Source organism: Lentilactobacillus kisonensis DSM 19906 = JCM 15041 (assembly GCF_001434135.1).
Taxonomy (GTDB): Bacteria; Bacillota; Bacilli; order Lactobacillales; family Lactobacillaceae; genus Lentilactobacillus; species Lentilactobacillus kisonensis.
The window spans coordinates 56,579-77,199 of sequence record NZ_AZEB01000010.1 but is presented as its reverse complement, the minus strand read 5'-3'; the positions used below and the strand labels follow the sequence as shown (position 1 = coordinate 77,199).

The window sequence follows — 20,621 nt, the reverse complement described above, 5'->3', positions numbered from 1 at the left end:
AATAAGTAGAAATCGCAAAATGTAAAAGAAATTGGTTACTTAAGAAGTAGGCCATCTAAAAAGCCATTTACCCGATCGATATCATTGAATCTTGCTCATACCTCCAGAATTGGGTTGTATTTGTTCCGGAGAAAGTCCTGTTAACTTATTTATCTGAATGATGCCACCTTTTGAATTCATTTGTCTTCTCTATTTTGGTTGATGGTTAAAGTTAAAATATAATGTCTAATTGAGCTAGTTAGCCCGTTTGGTTTTTAAGTATAGATAAATCGAGAAACCAACCCAACACATGATTAAAAGAAGAAACAAATTAACGAAAACGGCATTGAGACTGTTGTCATAAGCCAGCAAGCCAGGCATTTGAATACAGGGATAAGCGATTAGTGGGAAGGTAGCAGCCTTTAGTTTAAATTTGGTATGCTGATGATGTTGAATGGTAAAAATCAACACACTAATGAAAACTAACCAGTAAATAATGGTTGTCCAGGTGCGACTAATAACAGGAATTAAGGTGCTTAATAACACTAGCGTATATTCAATTATTAAAACGATCAGCTCAGATTTTGTTAAGTTATCCTTTGATGGTTCGGTCATGACACATCACCTCGCTTAAACTCATTGATATTTTTATAATTAGTCCATAACAGGGAAAACGCAAGCTTAGAATCACAGACATGCTTGTTAACCATTTGTGTTCCTAATAAAATAGATACATTAAGAACTATCGTGATGGTTGTCAAAGAAAGCGAGGAAGTTGAATGAAAATTTCTGACCAATTAAAGCAATGTCGAAAAGCAAAGGGAATGACTCAGCGAGAAGTTGCTGAAAAGATGCATGTTTCAAGAAAAACAATTTCAGGTTGGGAAAATGGGCGTAGTTATCCGGATGTTAATATGCTGATTAGCCTTAGTGATTTGTTTGGGGTATCTGCTGATGACTTGATTCGAGGGAATCGTAGAGGACGGGAACAAGGAAATAGTTGGCCCCCCATTTATTTTCATGATTACATATAGCTTAAATATTGGCTTACTAGCGATTAGTTACCTGCATATGTATGACCTACCTGGCTTCCATTCGCCGATAACGAGTTTCCTACTACTTATTAATGAATTGATACTGTTTTTGGGCTATGACAATTGGGCCAATCTCAGACACCGGTTCACCCTTTTTACAATGTTTAGCGGTTTCTTTGGATTTCTTATTATAAATTTTACGCTTAACTTGATATGGCCTGCTTGGACTGATTCTTTTATCAATGCTAACCCCTTTGAAGCGTTGGGGATGGTGACTGGCCGACTGATATTGTGCATCCTATTATCTATCAGTTTAATTATGGCGATCTTTTTTCGGCCCAAAAAGCTTTAAAAACTGCAAACTAGATAAAGTTTCCGATTTCTGTTTCCCAAAATTTACCTACTTTTTACAACCCTCATACTAATAATTTACACCCATCCGCTATCCTTAAGATGATTCATGAATGGTTATCAGGGACTAGTTGAAAGATGGTGAAACTGATGTCAACGATGATTAACGAGATTAAGCATACCCCTAAGTTGGGTTGGGAGCTTGCGTTTGCCGTACTATTCATTATTGTCGTTCTGATAAGCATTTCTTAGTTATTATATTTGGGAGGTTTAGTCATGACAGCTAAACGGAATTCGATTCTAAAGACGGTTATTAAGAGTGCCCTTGTTTTCACTTTATCAGGAGCAGCGTTATTTGGCGCTGAGACAAATACGCAGGCCAGTAGTTCTAATGATGATTCGGGCCTTGCAAAGACCTTAGCACCACAAGCAGCATCATACGGTTACTTTGTTGACCAGTATCAGCAAAACATCAAAACGAATACCACACCGGAAACAAATCCGGCAATTGCGTTATTTAACAATACGTTTTTAAGTTACTGGGATCCAACAACGCAAACCAAAAAGGACGCGGCTATTTTACAGGAAAACCTCGATAAATCGATTCAGATTTCAAACGGGGCTTCTCAAGATGAGGTCAATCGTTCTTACTTAACAGATCGACGAGATCTCCGTTATAACCTGATTAGTGGTTTTGGACCTTATGCCAACGCATTTATCAAAGATGCGGGTGCCCAAACTGATTTCAATTCGATTCCAGATGCGCCACTACCTGCCGATTCACCATATAGTTCTATGAAGTGGGCTGATGAGAATTCTAAATTAGGATCAGTGGTTAAATTGGTGGATACCGCGGAAGCTTCCGATTGGTCAGGGACTGGCACACCAAAAGCATACATTCAATATACCCGGCCTTATCGCCAAAGCAGCCAGGTTAAGGTTAACCCTTATTTAACAAATGTCATGGCCGCCGCCAAACAAAATGATTACGATTTTCCAAGTGGTCACACTACGGCTGCTTTTGAGACTGGTGAAACGTTAGCATATGCATTTCCACAACGTTATCAACAATTAATCACTCGGTCATCAGAAGTAGGCTACGATCGGGTCCTTGCTGGCCGGCATTCACCGCTCGCTGTGATGGGTGGCCGGGTGATCGGAACCGCAATGACTGCGGCAACTTTGAACGATCCAAATAATAAACAGCTCGCTGACCAAGCTTACAAGGATGTTCAAGCTGATTTACCAAGCCAAAAGGATCCCAGCGTGCAGGATTCCTTTAGTGATTACCAAAAGAACTTGGCTGATTATACGTACCGATTGACCTATGGCTTCTCACCAATTGGGGATACCCATAAAGCAATGGTTGTGCCAAAGGGCGCCGAAGTTTTGCTTAAAACCCGGTTACCATACCTTTCAGATGTTCAACGCCGAGAGGTACTGGACACCACTGGTTTACCATCTGGATATCCAATGGGTGATGACACTGAAGGTTGGGGACGCTTAAACCTCTTTAAGGCCGCCAACGGGTTTGGTGAATTCCTCGCAAACACAACCGTTAACATGGATGCAGCCAAGGGTGGTTTCAATGCTAACGACACGTGGAAGAATAACATTTCTGGTAAGGGCGGCTTGACCAAGGAAGGCAGTGGCTCACTTGCATTGCTTGGTAAGAATACGTACCGTGGTGATACAACGGTTAAGGGTGGTTCCTTAGTTGCTCAAAACGCTACCGCATTTGGAAATGGTAGTTTGAACTTAAATGACGGGACGGTCAAGCTAGCTTCTTCGACCGTTAATGTTAAGGGTAATTATTCTCAGGCAAGCAAGGCAACCTTGAACCTAGCAGCTAACGATCACGTTGCGGTAGCTGGTTCCGCTAAGTTAAACGGCAAGTTGGTGATCAGTTCAGCCAAAGGCCTTAAAGCGGGCACAAAGTTGGTAACCTTTAAAAAACATTCTGGCAAATTTGCCCACGTTCAGGGATTGCCGAAAGGCTGGCATTTAGCTTATAGTAAGCAGGCCGTTCTGGTGGTAAAGTAGCCGTGAGCCTATTTGCCGAGTGGCTATTTCAAAAATTAAAACCGACTCAGTAGTGAGCCTTACAGAACGGTTGACACTGAAAGGCAAAGAGAATACCATTAGTCACAATTAAAGAAATATGAGAATTTGCTAAGATGAGGAGAGTAGTTATTTGAGTTTTTTCAGGGAAGATCTAGAAAGTGTGAACGGTCTAAGTACTTAAATAACGAAAGTAGCCTTTGAGCAACAAATGCGATGAGAATTTGTTGGGAGCGCCCATTACAGCGCCAGTGTATCGTCAAGTTGATTTGGCTGTACACAGTAAGGCAGTGGTCGTGAGGTTGCTGTGAAGTTGGGTGGTAACACGGAAAGCGTCCCTTGAAGTCGGATTGATTTCAAGGGACGTTTTTTTGCTAGAAAAAATTTCGGAATCTCTATCGTAATCTCAAATGAACTAGTAAAGGACACGACATATAAAAAAATAGGTCGTATCCTAATTCTCACGAAAGGAAGTTAGGTTATGAATTTTATTGGGGCGCTTTGCTTATTGCTAATCTTAACAACTTTGGCGGGTCACTTGGCAAATCGAATTGGTATTCCAGCCGTTATTGGCCAAATTATTGTTGGCATTATCGTGGGCCCAGCGCTGCTTAATTGGATTCATCTGGATAGTGCGCTCAACTTGTTTTCCCAAATTGGTGTCATCATTCTCATGTTTCTGGGTGGTTTAGAAAGTAACCTCAAATTACTGAGAAAGTATTTGCGGCCGGCAATCATTGTGGCAATCGTCGGGGTTATTTTTCCGGTTATCATGATTGGTGCGGCCGCTTTAGCCTATTCATTTTCACCATTAGAAGCAGCGTTCATTGGCGTTGTTTTTAGCGCCACCTCAGTTTCAATTTCAGTGGCGGTTTTGCGGGACTATCAAGCGTTGGATACTAAGGAAGGGGCCACCATCCTTGGCGCAGCGGTTGCCGACGATATTATCGGCGTGATTCTATTATCAATCATGATTAGTATGATGGGGACGGCTGGGGTTAAGACCAGCGGGGCGCCAACTAATTTGCTGGTGGTTTTTACCGAACAAATTGCTTTTTTCGGTGGGACTTATCTGATGGTTCGCTGGATTGTTCCTTATTTGATGCGAATTGGTGAACGGTTATTAATGACCTCGAGTGTGACGATTACCTCAATGGTGATTTGTTTAGGGATGGCCTGGGCCGCTGATGCCGTAGGGTTGAGCGGTGCAGTTGGCGCATTCTTTGCTGGCATTGCCGTCGCTCATACGCCTTATCGTGCAACCATTGAAAACCACATGGAGCCAATCGGCTATGCGGTGTTTGTGCCGCTCTTCTTCGTTAGCATTGGTCTGAATATGTCGTTGGATCATCTAGGAAACTCAATTGTTTTCGTGGCAGTTTTAACCTTTCTGGCTTGCGTTAGTAAGTTGCTTGGCTGCGGACTAGGGGCATTAATGAACGGCTTCAATATTCATAGCAGTTACATGATTGGCTCAGGGATGATTTCTCGAGGCGAAATGGGTTTGATCACTGCCCAAATTGGCTTTTCCTCGGGGTTGCTATCCGGGACATATTATTCGGATTTGATTCTAGTTATCATTTTGTCAACACTCATCGCGCCATTTCTATTGAAGCACGCGATTCGGCGGTTGCCGGACAACGACCGCGCAAACTTACCATTAGATATGGACTGATTACGCTTAGTTTTACTAATTAATGAAACAACTGAAAAGTTAGGAATCACTTGATGACCTGACTGAATCCCCTAAGTTCCTTAGTAATCAACGATTTGGATCCGTTAACAGCAGCCAAATCAAAAGTTGAACCGTTTGGACTGGCATCTTATAATTAAATTGATATAAATAATGATAGGGGTTCTGATATTAGAAGAATGGGCGGACAATTGTGCCAGTCCGTTGAACGGGGGAAGTTAATAATGAAAAGAAACATGGTTAGAGTCGATGGTTTAGACGGGGATTTAAACCAAAAGAAGCAGTGGGGTTTACTGAATTTGGTTGTGATCGTGCTACTTAGCTTTGTGACGGTTGCTTCTATCCTATTTGGGGGCGTCAGGGCGCATGCTGATGAAACGTATTCACCAGTCAGTGCAGCCAATCTAGCTTACCGCACAAATTTCCAATCAGGTGAAGAAATGACGGCCAATAACATTGTTCAGTTTAAGCTGTCATTTGATGCCCCGGGCAATTCTCAGCAGAGAGTTCATGCCGGGGATACGTTCACGATTAATCTGGATAATGGTAGCATTCTTGATCCTTTAAGTATTACTAAGGATCTTTCAAGTACAACAACTTCAAGTAGCTTAAACGATGATTTTTCGATGACTACCAATGGCGGGACGATTACCGTCACTGCTAAGGCAGACTTACCCAATATCCAGCAGTTATCAATTGTGATTGCCGGAACGATTCAACCTAATTTGAATTTGGATAAGCAGCGCGTTAACGTTACCACATCGTTTACGCCAGCTGGTGAATCTAAAATTAGTTTTCCGGATTCATACCTGTTAGTTACAAGTAACAAAGATGATGGCGGTGGTGGTAACACACCATTTGACATCCCAGATCAACTTTCCCATGCAATCTTTGGCGGCTTTGGTGGGTTGACTTTGGGTAATGATAATGAGAGTCATTATCGAGACAATTACGTTGGCCGAGAAGAAGCCACTAGCACAACGCCATCTCAGCTTTATTATCAGCATACCCAAGATGCTGTGAGTGCGTTTGGAATGATTAAGTTACCTAAGCAATCAGCAATGCCCAAGGAATTGACTTGGACGATTGAACCTACTGATGGGCATTCAATTGATTTTGATACAGTTGTCCCGTGGGTTGATTCTTACAATCGGGATGGCGGCTATAATGGTGCCGAGTATGCACAGATGACCAAGGGAACTTATACGCTTAGCCAAACGCCAGATAAAAAGGGGATTATCTTCACGTGCTCAACGGCGGGGATACATCCAGGCTGGTCAGTTGACCTTACCTTCTATGCACCAACCACCCCACGGGTTACTGATTATAACAGCCCACTTTATAAAACAACTGGGGCAGCTGATACCATTCAAATGCAAACCAGCCTAAAGTACGTTGATCAAAATGACGCTGAACAGAATGCCGGATCTCATTTGGTTCAAATGAGATATATGAATCCAGACCAAACTGGCTATACACCAACGCTTGATTTAACGCCTGAGAAGACTGTCGATCTATCAAAATCACTTGATCCAGATTTTGACTTTGTTCTTGGAACGGTTACTTCGCCAGAATTTATTAAGCAGTTCGTGGCGGCGGCTTCCGATCCAGCAAACCCGCAGATTAATGGCGGTAAAATTGCGCCTGGCTACACCTTCACCGCGAAGTATATTGGTGACGAATTTGATCCAGCTCATCCAAAAGATGGGACTTATAAGTTAGCTATTACCGCTAAAAATGCGCAAGGAAACGAGGCAACGAAAGAGACAACTTTTGTGGTTAAGAATTCTAATGTTGTCCCACTGCCTAAGAGTGCTGCCAATATTGTGCTCCACTACGTTGATGTGAATGACCCAGCCAATACCGTGAGAACAATTGAAATTCCAGGATACAACCATAATGCTGGGGATCCAATTGAGCAGGTGGCACCTACTGAAGATGGGTTAAACTTACAATTGTGGATCAATGAGAATCTACCGGCTGGTTATCATACAGCGGCAGCTAATGAATTACGGACCGGCCAAATTCAAGCTGTTTTACCAACAACTTGGCCTGCCAAACAAGCAACTTTGAAGTACTACATTATTAAGAACGGTGCGGTGCCAGATAATGGCGGCGGCAATTTGCCAGTAACGCCAAGCACACCGACAACCCCAACAACGCCAACGACACCTGATAGTTCAACAACCAAGGCGACCACTTCAACAACCACGACCACTAGCCCAAGTAAGCCAAGTGGTTTGGCTAAGAGGAATGAAGCGGTCTATGCAGTTAAGAAAATCTACTTATATCAGAACGCTAACTTCACCAAGAAAGCTCGTCTTGCAAGTTATACGAGCAAGCCACGGGTCTATCGCCCAATGTTTGTGGTAACTGGTTACGCATATGCGAAGAATGGTACTGTGCGTTATAAGGTTCGCGATGTTAATCATTTAACCAAAAATAAGAATAAACGAGGTTACATTACAACGAATTGGCAGTATGTTCGCCCCGTCTATTACCAAAGCAAGCACACAACTCTGACGGTCATTAATCCACGTGGTGTTAATGCTTATAAGAACGCAAACTTAACCAATAAGGTTCGCAATTACAAACAGGGCACTATCCTGCACGTGACGAAGTTCGTTCATCACAATCTCACAACTCGCTATGTTCTCAGCAATGGTCAATACATTACCGGAAACCGCAAACTCATTAAAATGGGTAAGCAGAAACTGCCTCGTTATGTCAAGGCTAAGAAGGCCATTAATCGCTATCAGACGGTTAACCTAAAAAATAAAAATGGGCAGTTTAAAAAGGGTACTAAGATTAAAGTCAAGGCGGTTGATTACTCGCAAGCCAATAGTGTCTCTAAACACGGCACGTTAAGATATTATGTTGCTGGTGGGTACATTACTGGAAATGTGAAGGATGTTAAGGCTTTCTACTAGATGGAAAGTTGAATTGAGCTTAAATGAAAGAAGGCCGCCGAATGTTGGCGGCCTTCTTTTACTATGATTCATAAAGTATCCTACCAGCACTCGGCGACCATTGCTGAAAATGTACTGATTGAGAATCTTCTGTTGGGTAATTTGGTATATTAATGTCGCTATTGGTATTGTTATCAGTTGCGCGAATGTTTATATGGTTATATTATGAGCATAGGGGTATTTGAATAATATGCTAAGTAAGATTCATTAGGACTAGTTTACAACGACAAGAAGCAATTTTACGTGCGGAGTAGCTGCCTGAGAATTATACTATAAGTTATTTAATTACAAATGTTGGAAACGTCCAAGGAAGGGTGTCGTTTTATGTTTAGGAAGCACTATAGGTCAAATTTATTGGGAAATTGGATTAGGTATGCGTTGATTGCACTATCAGTTGTGCTTTTTAGTGGCTTTTTTTCTGCCACGTCTGTTAAAGCTGACAACACACCTGTTAAGGCAACGACTTTAGATGATAAGACGGTATACAGTAATGATCTTTTCAGTAGCCACGAAGCAGAGTTCAAATGGTCAGTTTACATATGTTATCCTAACCGCAAATAGAAGTGCACCAACTGATTATTACAATAGTATGGTGGATCCTACCGTTACAATTAACATGAAGCCATCTAAAAATTCTGATAACACAACCACAACAAGCGACCAGCCTGAAAAAAATCCCGTTACATATACGATTCAACCTACTTTTAAACCAGCTACTGGCCAGTCGCATGAGTACGATGTCCAGAACTTTAAAGTGTTAAATGTGATCGAAGATAATAATGATAATAAAGGTGCCATTCCATTTGGGCAATCAATCTTCGCAAATAAGGGTGCGCTGCCATTCCCTAATATTTTTCCCAGCAGTAACACTCCGTACGCCGATAATGGTTATTCTGATGTTACTAAAATTAACGATAACTGTTTGACACCGGGTACCAATGCTAAAAATATTATGTACTTATACAGTCAAAATGCCTTTGTTGCATTTGCCCAAATTGCCTTGCCAAAGTCAACCGACAGTGGTAATGCAGTTAAGCAACTACAGGATCCATCGAACGGTTATAAGACTTTAACCTGGACAGTTCAGATTGATAAGTCTGAATCAGGGAAGGCAGCCTTCGATGTTCAGGAGGGAGCACCTTTAGGCGTCTATCGAGCACCAACAGGTTCGTCTGCGGACACTCCAGATAGTGCTTGGACACTTGATAAAGCAGCGTCATCTTCTACAAAGTTGGTTTACCATCTTGATATTAGCAAATTGGATCCCACTAAGGATCAAGGTACGTCATTTAATGTTGAAATGCCAATTAAGACTCAGGATGCAAAGGATTGGGTGAACATATCAAGTACCCTCACAGGGCAACCTGTAAGTAGTACTGCAAAAATTCCTGATTTGGTTAAAGTGCCTGCTGAACCATATCAAGCACATATGCTTTTTAGTAACCCTAATGCTGTAGGATTCCAGCCGGTTTTGTATCAAAATGAGAATGCAATTGCTCGTACTGGTGATCAGCTTGTCAGTATGGGTAATCAGGGATCGCAAGGTGATACTTACTTTAGATATCCTCTAGACAGCAAAACCAATCCCGATGGTTCAGTTCCGAACAGTAGCGATCCGTATCCTTACCCTGGAGAAACAGAACCAGCAGTTACCGGCAATGGCACCGCGTTGATTAGATTTGGATATCATAATGACAGCAGCAATAAACCAATTCCTAATAATGATACGTTCATCACTGATTGTTATGATTTCAACAACACTGATGATCCAAATAATGTGAACAGAAAAAACATTACCTTGCACTATGGTTCTGATGGTTTGTTCCAGAAAGTCTTGACTGATGAGTCAGCTAAAGACGCTAATGGTAATCCTGAATCAGCGTTAGATGCTGATGGTAATGTTCAGCCGGATAATACGAATCCAGCATCGTTTAAAATTACCAATATTCAAAAGACTGATAATCTACCAAAAGGTTTATATGTCGGGTACGTCTATGCAACAAATGATGTCACTGTCAATGGGAAAGAGTATCAGTATAGAAGTCTTCCTAAGATGGTTAAAATATATATTTCGGCCGATCATACCCCCGTTGCTCAACCACAAATTAATTTTGAGTTTATCAATGTTGAAGATGGTAAAGCTGGAGTCCAAGTTGGAAAAACATATTCGACAAACGGTGATGCGGGTACGCCTGCAAGTTGGTCTTACAATGGCACAACTTATGACTTAAGTAAAGATTTGCCGAAGGGTACCAATAGCGAATTTGTGAAGCAGAATTTACCAGCAGGGTACGAATATATGACGTCCGGGCTTCCAGCTGGATTAAAGCAACCAGTTGGAGACGATTGCATGTTTCCTGCATTGGCAGATCCAACTAAGACTGTAAAAATCTATGTTCATAAAAAAGGGATCACACCAACGCCTACACCAACGCCTACACCAACGCCTAAACCGACCCCAACTCCAGAACCCGCTCCAACCCCTGGTACCACAGTGACAACCCCATCCGTTGTTGCCAAAAAGGGTGAAGCCGTTTATTCATTGAAGAAGATTTATCTGTACAAGAACAATACCTTCTCCAAGAATGAGCGTCGCGCTGGTTACTCACGTAAGCCACGGGTTTATCGGCCAATGTTTGTGGTTACCGGCTACAGTCACTCGAAGAATGGTCGGTTGCGTTATCAAGTTCGCGATGTGAACCACTTGACTAAGAACAAGGGCAAGAAGGGTTACATCACCGCGCAGTGGGCTTACGTTCGTCCGGTTTACTACCAGAGCAGTCACAAGACATTGACTGTCATTAATCCTCGTGGGGTTAATGCTTATACTAATGTCAACTTGACTGGTAAAGTCCGCAACTACAAGCAAGGGACAGTGCTTCATGTTACCAAGTTTGTTAAGCACAACTTAACCACCCGTTACCTTCTCAGCAATGGTCAATACATTACTGGGAACCGCAAACTTGTCGAAATGGGCAAGCATAACCAAGTTCACTACGTTAAAGTTAAGAAGACGATCAATCGTTATAAGACCGTCAACTTGACCCAGCGGAACAAGCGTCACATCAAGAAGGGTACGAAGATTAAGGTTCAGCGCTATGACTTCTCGCACGCTAACAGCGTCAATAACGTTGGTGCCTTGAGATACAAGGTTGCTGGTGGTTATATCACTGGTAATTCTAAATTTGTTAAAACTTATTACTAATAACAAACTGCAAATTAAAAACGTCTACCAAAAGCTGGTAGGCGTTTTTAGTTGCAGTTGTGGGTAATTAAAGCACTTTTTTCTCTGTGTACTTCTGTTCCAGATTATTGAAATCATAATCCTTCAAGCCCTGGATGTCATCCTGGTCATTAAAGAAGGCCGTGTAACTTCTCGCCAGCATTAAGTTGAGCTGACTGTTTTCACCAAATTGAACCATAATAACGGGGATATTGGCTTCATGTGCTGAGCCAATTTCAAATACTGTCCCGGAATCGGGTTCGGTTAAGCCGTCTTCAAGTTGATAATCCAAGATGGCAACCACCACATCGGCTTTGTGAACTTGACGCATATCAGATGCAAAGACCGCGTCCTGCCACTTGAAGCTACCAAATGGTTCTTGTTCAAATTGGTGGTCTTGGGGATTGAAAATCGCATCACTGTCAATGGTAGGATTCTGCTTCAACAATGCAACAACTTGCGCGATTCGATCCTTTTGACCATCACTGAAAAATGGAGAAGCGAGATATACTTTGTTTTGATAGGCTGTCATGAGTAAATCCTCCTTATGTTTACCATTATTGTACACGAAATCCGAACGAAATTGTTGAAAATCAGGATAAAATTCCGTTTTTAAGTCTAAAAGAGGCAAACATATTCAAATTTGAGCGCTGTTGACGCCCATCGTTGGATTTTAGGTTAAAATAAAGTTATATCACTATTGATGAAAGGACGAGCCGATGATTACGCACATAAATGGGTTGCAGGGCCGTAAATTGGATGAAGTGGCTGCTATTTGGTTGGCGGGGAATCTCGACGCCCATTGGTTTATTGCCGCCGATTATTGGCGAAATTATTCTCATGAAGTTAAGACAGAAATTGGGACCTCGGAACTGTTTTTAAGTGAAGCTAATAATAAAGTTAACGGCTTTCTTGGGCTTGTTGATGGCTATATTGCGGTCTTGTTTGTTGCCAAGAAGTTCCGAGGTCATCAAATAGGTACCCAACTCATGACGGCTGTGAAACAAACCCGGTCAAAGTTGTCACTGTCGGTTTACCAAAAAAACCAGTCTGCGTATCACTTTTACCGCCAACAAGGATTTACGGTCGAGTCACAACAGGCTGATCCCGTCACAAACGAGGTGGCATTTAATATGAAGTGGTCAGCTGCTGGTACGCAATAGGGGAGAGGTCTTCAAAATGGCGTCAAATCAAATTCAACCACGGTTAGGTAACACTGGTTTCATCATTTTCTTAGCATTGTTGAGTGCCTTTGTGCCGCTTTCGACGGATCTCTATTTACCAGCACTGCCTGAAATGACCCATTTTTTTGCTGTGCCAGAAATCATCATGAATTTAACCCTGATTCTATTCTTTATTTTCTATAGCATTGCAACCTTGTTCTGGGGGCCGTTAAGTGATCGCTATGGACGGCGGCCAATATTATTGATTGGGCTGACGATTTACCTAATCGCCAGCATTCTGTGCGGAATTGCCAACAGCGCAACTCAGATTATCATCTTTCGGGTTTTGCAGGCCTGTGGTGGTGGGGTGGCGACAACCGTAGCGACTGCCGTCATCAAGGATGTTTTCGTTGGCAGAAAGCAGGAGACTACTCTGGCAATCGTCCAGTCAATGGTAGTCATTTCACCCGCAGTGGCGCCAGTGGTCGGTTCCTTACTGTTAACGTTTATTTCCTGGCGGGGTATTTTCTTTGCACAAGCACTATTGGGAATAACGGTTGTTTTAGGAACGCTAATCTTCAAAGAAACGCACCAACCAGAATCAGAATCGATGAGGTTGCTGCGGTCGTTTGGGCGGTTGGGTGTTCTGTTAAAAGATCCCGGTTTTACCGCGCTATTAATGGTGTTTTCAACGATGTCAATTATTTCGCTAGGGTTTATTTCTTCCTCCTCTTATATCTACCAAAACACCTTTCATTTAAGCAGCGAGTTATTTAGCCTGTTTTTTGCGTTTAATGCGCTTGGGATGCTGCTGGGACCTTTAATTTACATTCCACTTTCAAAATACGTTGACCGGTTTGTGATTATTTATAGTTGTTTTTTACTGACCATCATTGGGGGCATTTTGGTGCTGCTATTTGGCTTGCACAACCCAATTATGTTTGCGCTGACTGAATTTCCGGCGACGTTAGCTAGCAGTGCCATCAGGCCGCCCGGCACGTATTTGGTGTTAAAGCAACAGGAAAATGACAACGGGTCGGCTTCATCGTTGTATAGCGCTGGTGGAACCATTATGGGCAGTATTGGCATGGTCGTTGTTTCCGTTGCTGAAGCTTATCCGGTGGCGGCAATTGCCCTAATTAACATTATTATTGGCGCGATTTGCTGGCTTGCCCTGTGGCTTTCGATGCGAGGACTCCGGCAGCAAATTAAAATTTAATTGGTAAAGAGGTTGTTATGAAAAAGTTTTTTAAAGTGATGTTGGGACTTCTGTTTGGAATTGTTATCATCGTTGGTGGTTATGCTGCGTATGTCTATCTGAGCTACCATCGAATGGCGGACAAGGTTAAGTTACATCCCCAAAATCATCGCGACAGTGTGTTGAAAACTGACACTCAATATAAAGCGTTAACGTTTAATATTGGTTATGCCGCCTACCCCGCCAGCTATTCATTTTTCATGGATGGTGGTAAATATTCACGGGCGTATAGCAAAGCTTCTGTTGAGCAGGATATGGCTGGAATTACAAAAGCGGTAAGGGCAGAGAACCCAACGCTGGCGTTTTTTCAGGAGGTTGATACCAATGGTGACCGATCGTTTCACGTTAATGAAGTCAACTGGTTACGACGGTCTTTTGCCGATTATTCAAATGTGTACGCTCAAAACTACGATTCTGCTTATTTGTTCTATCCGCTGACAAGGCCGATTGGAAGCGCTAAGTCGGGGTTGGTCACCTTAGCAAAGGCAAAGATGACGGACAGTATCCGGTATTCGCTGCCAATTGACACAGATTTTAACAAGTTCATGGACTTGGACCGGGCAATTTCGGTTACCCATTTGCCAGTCGAAAACGGTAAGCAGTTAGCGGTTATCAATTTGCATTTATCAGCGTTTACCAAGAACGCAAAGGTTCGCCGGGCTCAAATTAATAAGCTGTTTGCGAAGATGAAGGCTGAAGCCGCGAATGGCCATTACGTGATCGTGGCCGGTGACTACAATCACGATATGCTGGGTGACAGTCCCAAGGTGTTTGGAACAACTGAGAAGCGGGAGAACTGGACACATCCGTTTCCCGCAAACCAGTTACCAAACGGTTTTCGAATTGTGAAGAACGGTTTGGCGGCTGCTAAAGTACCATCGGTGAGGGCAAACGGAACGGGATATCATCCCGGCAAGACCTATGTTTCATTAATTGACGGGTTTCTAGTTTCCGATAATGTGAGTGTTCAAGACGTACACGTGAAATACTTAGGGTTTAAAAACTCAGATCATAATCCAGAGGTGCTGACGTTTAAACTGGATAAATAAATTATGTCACGGAGTAATATGGAAAAAACAAAAGGAATCGCATTCCAACCAATTAGGCTAAAAATGCGATTCCTTTTTTTGAATTATTTGATTAATCGTCCTGATGTTTGGCAGCCTTATCAATTGTTGAAGTGGAGTGGCGAATCCCGTAAGCAAAGTAAATTAACATACCAAAGATAAACCAGCCCAGGGCGTAAGTTTTGGCTTGGATGTCGAGTCCCATAAAGATTGCGAGGGCGCCGAGAAATCCTAATCCTGGTAGAACGGGATACAGTGGCATTCTGAAGCTTGGCATTGGGATGTCCTTGCCTTCGCGGGGACGAAGCGCGTAAATCCCGATTGAAACGAACATAAACGCGATCAGAGTCCCGGCAGAAATTAACTGTGCTAGGAACGTGAATGGGAAGAAGGCGCCTAGAAGAATGCCGATAATTGTTAAAACAATCAAGGCTCGGTTAGGAAGGTTGTGTTCCAATTTACCCAGCCATTTTGGTAATAAACCATCACGGCCAAATGAATAAACCAGTCTTGATCCGGCCAACATCATGCCGATTAAGGCTGTGAACATGCCGACAACTGCAATTGATTGAACCACTGTGGCAACAATTGCGTGACCGCTTCGTCTTAACGCGTAGCCAACGGGTTCGGCGTTGTTTGCATAGTCTGAATAGTGGAACATACCGACTAATACCAAGGCCACTGAAACAAAGAGAATAACAGCGATGACTAGGGACCCTAAGATACCACGGGGCATCGTCTTTTGAGGGTTCTTGGCTTCCGCAGAGTTCGCGGCAATTGAATCAAAGCCGATATAGGCCAGAAAAATTTCTGAAACCCCAGCGTAGATTCCTTGCCAGCCACCAAATGGGGAACCATCAGGATTGAGATGGTATTTAGGAATAAATGGTGAATAGTTTGACATTTTAATGGCGGTAACGCCGACAAAAATAAAGATCAGAATGGCAATTACTTTTAACACCACCAGTGTATTTTCAACCCGGGTCGTCTGTGAGGCACCACGGGAAAGAAGCAGGGTGACCAAGATAATGGCGACAATGGCAACGATGTCCATCAGGCCGCCGTTATTGCCGGTTGAGGCAGCAGCCAAACTCCTAGGTAACTTTAGCCCCGCCGTAGAAATTAGGCCTTGGAAGTTAGCAGATAGCCCGGACGCAACGAAGGCGACGGCAATGAAGTATTCAGCCAGTAAAGCCCAGCCAGCAATCCAACCCCAGAATTCACCAAAAATAACGTTGATCCAGGAATATGCAGAACCAGCAAAAGGCATTGCGGCAGCCATTTCAGCGTAGGCAAAGGCAACCAGGCCAGCAACGATTGCAGCGGTTAAACAGGATAGGGCCACGGCTGGACCTGCATGTTGGGCGGCAACAACGCCTGGTAACGTAAAGATTGAAGCAGAAACAATCGTGCCGACCCCTAAGGCAAGAAAGTCTTTCGTTGTCAGGCTGCGAATCAAATGCGAATCCTTATCCTGATAAACTAGTGGATCCTCTTTTCGAAACATTTTTTCAGTTAAGCGACTCATTGAGTTCCCTCCAAATTATTAAATGAAAAGTTAACAAGGTGTTTAGTGATAGCGCCTATAAGTAGTAATCGTTATAAATTAACAGGTGCGCACCTTCTCTAACTAAATACGAAAACGATCGCGGTTTTCTTCCTCGATCAAAGTAACAAGTTCATGATAATTGCAAACTCTGGTGTGATCCATTACTGTTAGACGTTGCGAGTAGTTTACCGCAATTATAATGAGATTGTCAATAAGCAACTCTAATCATAATTTAATTTTATATTATTTTTTATTATAATATTTTTGTGACAGTGCCCGATATTAAGTTGCCGAATAACCATTTAATCATTATAATGTATGTTGTGCATCTGCGAACCAGACTGTTCGCGAATCAAATCCTATTTGGGGGCGACATTAAATGGAACTAACTATCAAAGAGCTGGCGGATGAATTAGCAGTTTCTAAAACCGCAATCAGGAAACATATGGACGATAAGTTTCGATCTACATATACGATCAAAAAGGGTAATAAGATCCTAATCAAAGATGAAGGGATTGAGTTGTTAAAGGGACAATTTAAAAATCAAGGTGCAACGAATACTCGAAAAGCCGAAATGGAAACCGCAAATGAGACGGTTGCTAAGGATAATCGGGATCAAAGTCATTTGTTGGCTGAACAATTGGAAGACCAACGCAAACAGATCGAAGAAAAAGATAAACAAATTGCAGAACTTCACCAATTATTGGATCAATCGCAACGATTACAATTAGATGTCCAAAATAAGCTTAAGCAGCTCGAAAACAAAAGTGGAAACTCAACGCAAACCAAAACAATCGAACAAACGCCGACTGAACATCAGTCTGAAGATAACATCCCCGATAACTACCAACCAACTTCCGCAGGGGATGGCCGTTTTGAATCAACCGGTCGTAAAAAACACTGGTGGCAGTTTGGCCGCTAAAATTTAAATTTATAATTTGCTATTAATTTTGCTAGGGCGACTATTGTCCTAGCTTTTTTCTTGGTTATTTTTTGATTTTGGATGCGTTTTGCTAGTATATAGATTAGAACTTCTGCGCGACAATAGAGACTTGCACATAAGCACCGCAACTGTAAATCCAAACCCGGGATTTTCAGTTGCGGAGACTTATGAACTGATTGCTAACCGCTTGGTTTCACGCTCTGCTCCGCTCACTTAGTAGGACGGCTGCACAAAGCAGAAACTTCCACATAAGCACCTTGGTCAAAAATTCCAAACCCAGGAATTTCTGCCCAAGGAGACTTATGTTCCAGTTTCTAACCGCTTTGCTCCGCTCACTTACTAATTGCTTGCTCTCCTCCGTGATTGCGCTTACAATAGCGCCAGTGAGACGATTAAGGAGGCACACACAATGAAAGCATACGGATATGAACAACATGGGGATCCTGACGTTTTTCAGGAATACGATATCGACCAGCCTACCCCAAATATGAATCAAGTATTAGTGCGAACGATTGCGATTGGTCTCAATAATCGTGAGCGAGCCGAACGGGCTGGATATGGTCGCTTGGGATCGCCTTTAATTCCTGGGCGCGACGTTGTCGGTGAAGTAACTGAGATTGGTGATGGCGTCAGTGAATTTGGCGTTGGTGAGTTAGTCATGACCCATACTGAGCAGGGATACGCTGAGTATGTTTTAGCGGATTTAGATGCAACGGTCGCCGTTCCAGATGGCATGACACCAACCCGGGTTGCCGGGATTATCACCCCAGGTTTGACGGCATATAAAGCGGTCAAGTTTTTCGCCGGTGTTCAACCAGGTCAAACGGTGATCGTAAAGGGAGCCTCCGGTGGTGTGGGGTCACTATCCGTTCAAATTGCAACGGATCTTGGTGCTGACGTTATCGGAATTGCTTCCAGTCATAACGAAGAATTTGTTAAATCAATCGGAGCAACGCGTTTTGTCGCTTATGATCAGGAAGACCCCGCTACCGTACTGGCGGATCAGGGGGATGTTGTGATTAATAGCGCTATGAACGGTGCTGGCACTGATGACGACATTAAGATGGTTAAACCAAATGGGACGGTTGCCAGTGTTGCACATACGTCACCCACGACTGATAAGCCACTGAAGTTTGTCCATGTCCACCCAACCAACGCAATGTCTGATCGGGAAGCCTTGCAAGCCGTTATTGATCTTATGCGTGATGGTAAACTTACCGTTAATATCGGTTATACATTACCGTTTAATCGGGATGGATTTGTAAAGGGTCACCAGTTGCTTGAAGAGAAGCATGATGGCCGGGTAATTATTGTTAAATAAGAGATTGAATAATTAAAAAGTAGCATCATGTCGGTTGGCATGGTGCTACTTTTTTGGCTTGGTGATTGGTCTAGTTTATATAGAGTAGGACCGCTGCACAAAGCAGGGACTTCTACCTAAGCATCTATGACAAAGATTTCCCGAAACCCATGAATTAATAGTTCTTGGTGATATAGCAAAAACGTGCTACACCAAGCAGAAAGCTGCACCTAAGCCACTCCGTTCAAAAATCCAAGCCCAGGATTTCTGAACGGAGTAACTTAGGCTCCGCTTTCTAACCGCTTGGTTCCGCACTCTAACCGCTTTGCTCCGCTCACTTTAATCAAAATGTCGCCATTCCCTATCCAGTAACGCTCTTGCCACGAACAATCCTAGTGGCAGGAACATAATAATCAAGGCAGCCTTTGTGAGCCACAATGCACCAACACTGATTTGATTGATACCGATGCTATAAACGGCTCTGTAAATATACAATCCTGGGACCATGATGACGATTGATGGCACGGTTAGTGAAATTCTTGGGTAACCATTGAACCGGTTGACGACAGATGCAATCAAGCCCGCTAATAAGGCGGCCAAGAATGCGGCGGCAGCTGGTGGTAATGTTGTTAAATCTACTAGTTCAAGCCTTAACGTATTCGCAACGGCACCAATACAGCCAGCAACCGTTGCCATTCTGACGGTGCTATTAAACATAATCGAGAAACCGAAAACCCCACAGAAGCTTGCCGGCAACCTCAGTAACATTAAAATGATTGGCGATAAGCCGAGTGGCAGAAAGTTTTCAGGCTGGAAGTGAAAGAGTAGGGCAACCAGCCAACCAACTAATGAAGCGATTAACGTAATCATAATCGCATATGTCAGCCTTTCCAGCCCTGATCGCATATCTAGCTTCGAAAGGTCTAAAATGCTTGTAATGAACGGAAAGCCAGGAATAACAAACAACATCGCGCCGATGTAGCCTGCCTCATGTTGAGCCAAAACTTGGAAGTTTGCCTCAAAGAGTTTGAATGAAATCATATACGCGATTCCAGCAATTGCCACGGAAATCGCAATACTGGCAAAAGTTGTCATGCGATGTTTGCCCATCACGCTTCTAGTAAAGTTTCCGATTCCAGCACCGATGAACGAACAAACCATTTCGGGGATGCCACCACCAAGTAGGAAAATAAATCCGCTGCAGGCTAAGGCGGCCGCTAATCCGGAAATAACGGGGGTATATTGAGCGGGCTTCTGTTGAATCTTATCGATTTGGTTATGTATCGTCCGAATAGTTGTCGTTGAAAAATCGTTGGCAAAATTGGCAACAAAGCCCTCCATGATGTTTAGTTTGTCCGTATTCACCCCGGTGTTTGGGAGTGAAAGAATTTGTGAATAGCTGTCATCGTCAGCAAAGCAGGTAAACTGAATTGAAGTTAGGCCAATGTCGGCTGAACAAGTTACACCTAGTACGCGGGCAATGGTGTTCATGGCATCTCTAACTCGCCAGGCTCCAGTACCGCAAGATAGCATAATGATACCAACGCGGCCAATAACGGACGCGCGTTCACGAAGCGGGGCATTTTTAGCGGGAACCCTTTCCTGACTAATGAAAGCATTCCACGGAATGGTCATATGATGATTTTGAGATAATCGAAATTTTTTAGGTGCATCGGGTTGGCTATTTGCCATGAGGTCCTCCAAGATGAATCGAATTGTATTATTAGCAATATTTGCATTATATCCATGACATGGGGTTGGATTCAAGTTGGAAAAGGCTTACAGGGAAAATAAATTATCAATGATTAATCGAGAGTTGCAAATGTGTGGGATGTCTAAATGATAAAAATAGATGACCGCTTAATATGTAGCGACGCTGGATAGATTGCATCTATCGCTTAGAGATCAAATTGTCATTAATGAACAAGATGATTCAACTAAGATGACTAAGTTAAAGAGGTATTTCGCTGGTAGCACTAAAATGGCAAATAGATTATAATCAGCTTAATTTAATTCGCAGAAAGTAGTGAT

14 protein-coding genes are annotated in these 20,621 nt (G+C 42.9%); 10 read left to right on the top strand and 4 right to left on the bottom strand.

Annotated elements, in window-relative coordinates:
• Positions 1-234: 234 nt before the first annotated feature.
• Positions 235-594 carry a hypothetical protein gene (locus tag FC98_RS06855; RefSeq protein ID WP_008856736.1) on the bottom strand — a complete coding sequence of 120 codons (360 nt, stop codon included), beginning with the start codon at positions 592-594 and terminating at the stop codon, positions 235-237.
• A gap of 164 nt (positions 595-758) precedes the next feature.
• Between FC98_RS06855 and FC98_RS06850 the strand changes: the two genes are divergently transcribed.
• The 5 genes from FC98_RS06850 (at position 759) to FC98_RS15065 (ending at position 11,292) form a co-directional block, all read left to right on the top strand.
• On the top strand, positions 759-1,013 hold the full coding sequence (locus FC98_RS06850) for a helix-turn-helix domain-containing protein (RefSeq protein ID WP_082602803.1): 255 nt from the start codon (positions 759-761) through the stop codon (positions 1,011-1,013).
• A gap of 627 nt (positions 1,014-1,640) precedes the next feature.
• The gene (locus FC98_RS15350; protein WP_056949352.1) at positions 1,641-3,407 is read left to right on the top strand and encodes a phosphatase PAP2 family protein; all 1,767 of its coding nucleotides are present in this window, start codon (positions 1,641-1,643) and stop codon (positions 3,405-3,407) included.
• A gap of 499 nt (positions 3,408-3,906) precedes the next feature.
• Positions 3,907-5,100: a cation:proton antiporter gene (locus FC98_RS06835; protein ID WP_056949351.1), complete on the top strand. Its 1,194-nt coding sequence runs from the start codon at positions 3,907-3,909 to the stop codon at positions 5,098-5,100.
• 242 nt (positions 5,101-5,342) lie between these two features.
• Complete coding sequence (locus FC98_RS14665) at positions 5,343-8,048, top strand: DUF5776 domain-containing protein (RefSeq protein WP_156637244.1); 2,706 nt, start codon at positions 5,343-5,345, stop codon at positions 8,046-8,048.
• 529 nt (positions 8,049-8,577) lie between these two features.
• A complete protein-coding gene (locus FC98_RS15065; protein WP_056949350.1) occupies positions 8,578-11,292 on the top strand; it encodes a DUF5776 domain-containing protein in 2,715 nt (904 codons plus the stop codon).
• A 67-nt stretch (positions 11,293-11,359) separates the two neighbouring features.
• Here the strand turns inward: FC98_RS15065 and FC98_RS06820 are convergent, their stop codons facing one another.
• Positions 11,360-11,842, bottom strand: coding sequence for a nucleoside 2-deoxyribosyltransferase (locus FC98_RS06820; RefSeq protein WP_040470816.1), 483 nt, complete (start codon positions 11,840-11,842; stop codon positions 11,360-11,362).
• Positions 11,843-12,029: 187 nt separating this feature from the next.
• On the opposite strand from FC98_RS06820, the gene FC98_RS06815 reads away from it, so the two are divergent.
• Genes FC98_RS06815 through FC98_RS06805 form a run of 3 tightly spaced genes read left to right on the top strand, consistent with a single transcriptional unit; the run spans position 12,030 to position 14,780 of the window.
• Positions 12,030-12,473, top strand: a complete 444-nt coding sequence (locus FC98_RS06815) for a GNAT family N-acetyltransferase (RefSeq protein WP_008855639.1) — start codon at positions 12,030-12,032, stop codon at positions 12,471-12,473.
• Between the two features lie 16 nt (positions 12,474-12,489).
• Positions 12,490-13,692, top strand: coding sequence for a multidrug effflux MFS transporter (locus tag FC98_RS06810; RefSeq protein ID WP_056949349.1), 1,203 nt, complete (start codon positions 12,490-12,492; stop codon positions 13,690-13,692).
• A gap of 17 nt (positions 13,693-13,709) precedes the next feature.
• The gene (locus FC98_RS06805; RefSeq protein ID WP_056949348.1) at positions 13,710-14,780 is read left to right on the top strand and encodes an endonuclease/exonuclease/phosphatase family protein; all 1,071 of its coding nucleotides are present in this window, start codon (positions 13,710-13,712) and stop codon (positions 14,778-14,780) included.
• Positions 14,781-14,871: 91 nt separating this feature from the next.
• On the opposite strand, the gene FC98_RS06800 is transcribed toward FC98_RS06805, so the two are convergent.
• Positions 14,872-16,326, bottom strand: coding sequence for an APC family permease (locus FC98_RS06800; protein ID WP_056949347.1), 1,455 nt, complete (start codon positions 16,324-16,326; stop codon positions 14,872-14,874).
• A 400-nt stretch (positions 16,327-16,726) separates the two neighbouring features.
• Between FC98_RS06800 and FC98_RS06795 the strand changes: the two genes are divergently transcribed.
• Both FC98_RS06795 and FC98_RS06790 read left to right on the top strand, forming a co-directional pair.
• Complete coding sequence (locus FC98_RS06795; RefSeq protein WP_056949346.1) at positions 16,727-17,269, top strand: HTH domain-containing protein; 543 nt, start codon at positions 16,727-16,729, stop codon at positions 17,267-17,269.
• Positions 17,270-17,699: 430 nt separating this feature from the next.
• Positions 17,700-18,611 carry an NADP-dependent oxidoreductase gene (locus FC98_RS06790; RefSeq protein WP_054654885.1) on the top strand — a complete coding sequence of 304 codons (912 nt, stop codon included), beginning with the start codon at positions 17,700-17,702 and terminating at the stop codon, positions 18,609-18,611.
• Positions 18,612-18,929: 318 nt separating this feature from the next.
• Here the strand turns inward: FC98_RS06790 and FC98_RS06785 are convergent, their stop codons facing one another.
• A complete protein-coding gene (locus FC98_RS06785; protein WP_008856485.1) occupies positions 18,930-20,282 on the bottom strand; it encodes a threonine/serine exporter family protein in 1,353 nt (450 codons plus the stop codon).
• Positions 20,283-20,621 lie beyond the last annotated feature (339 nt).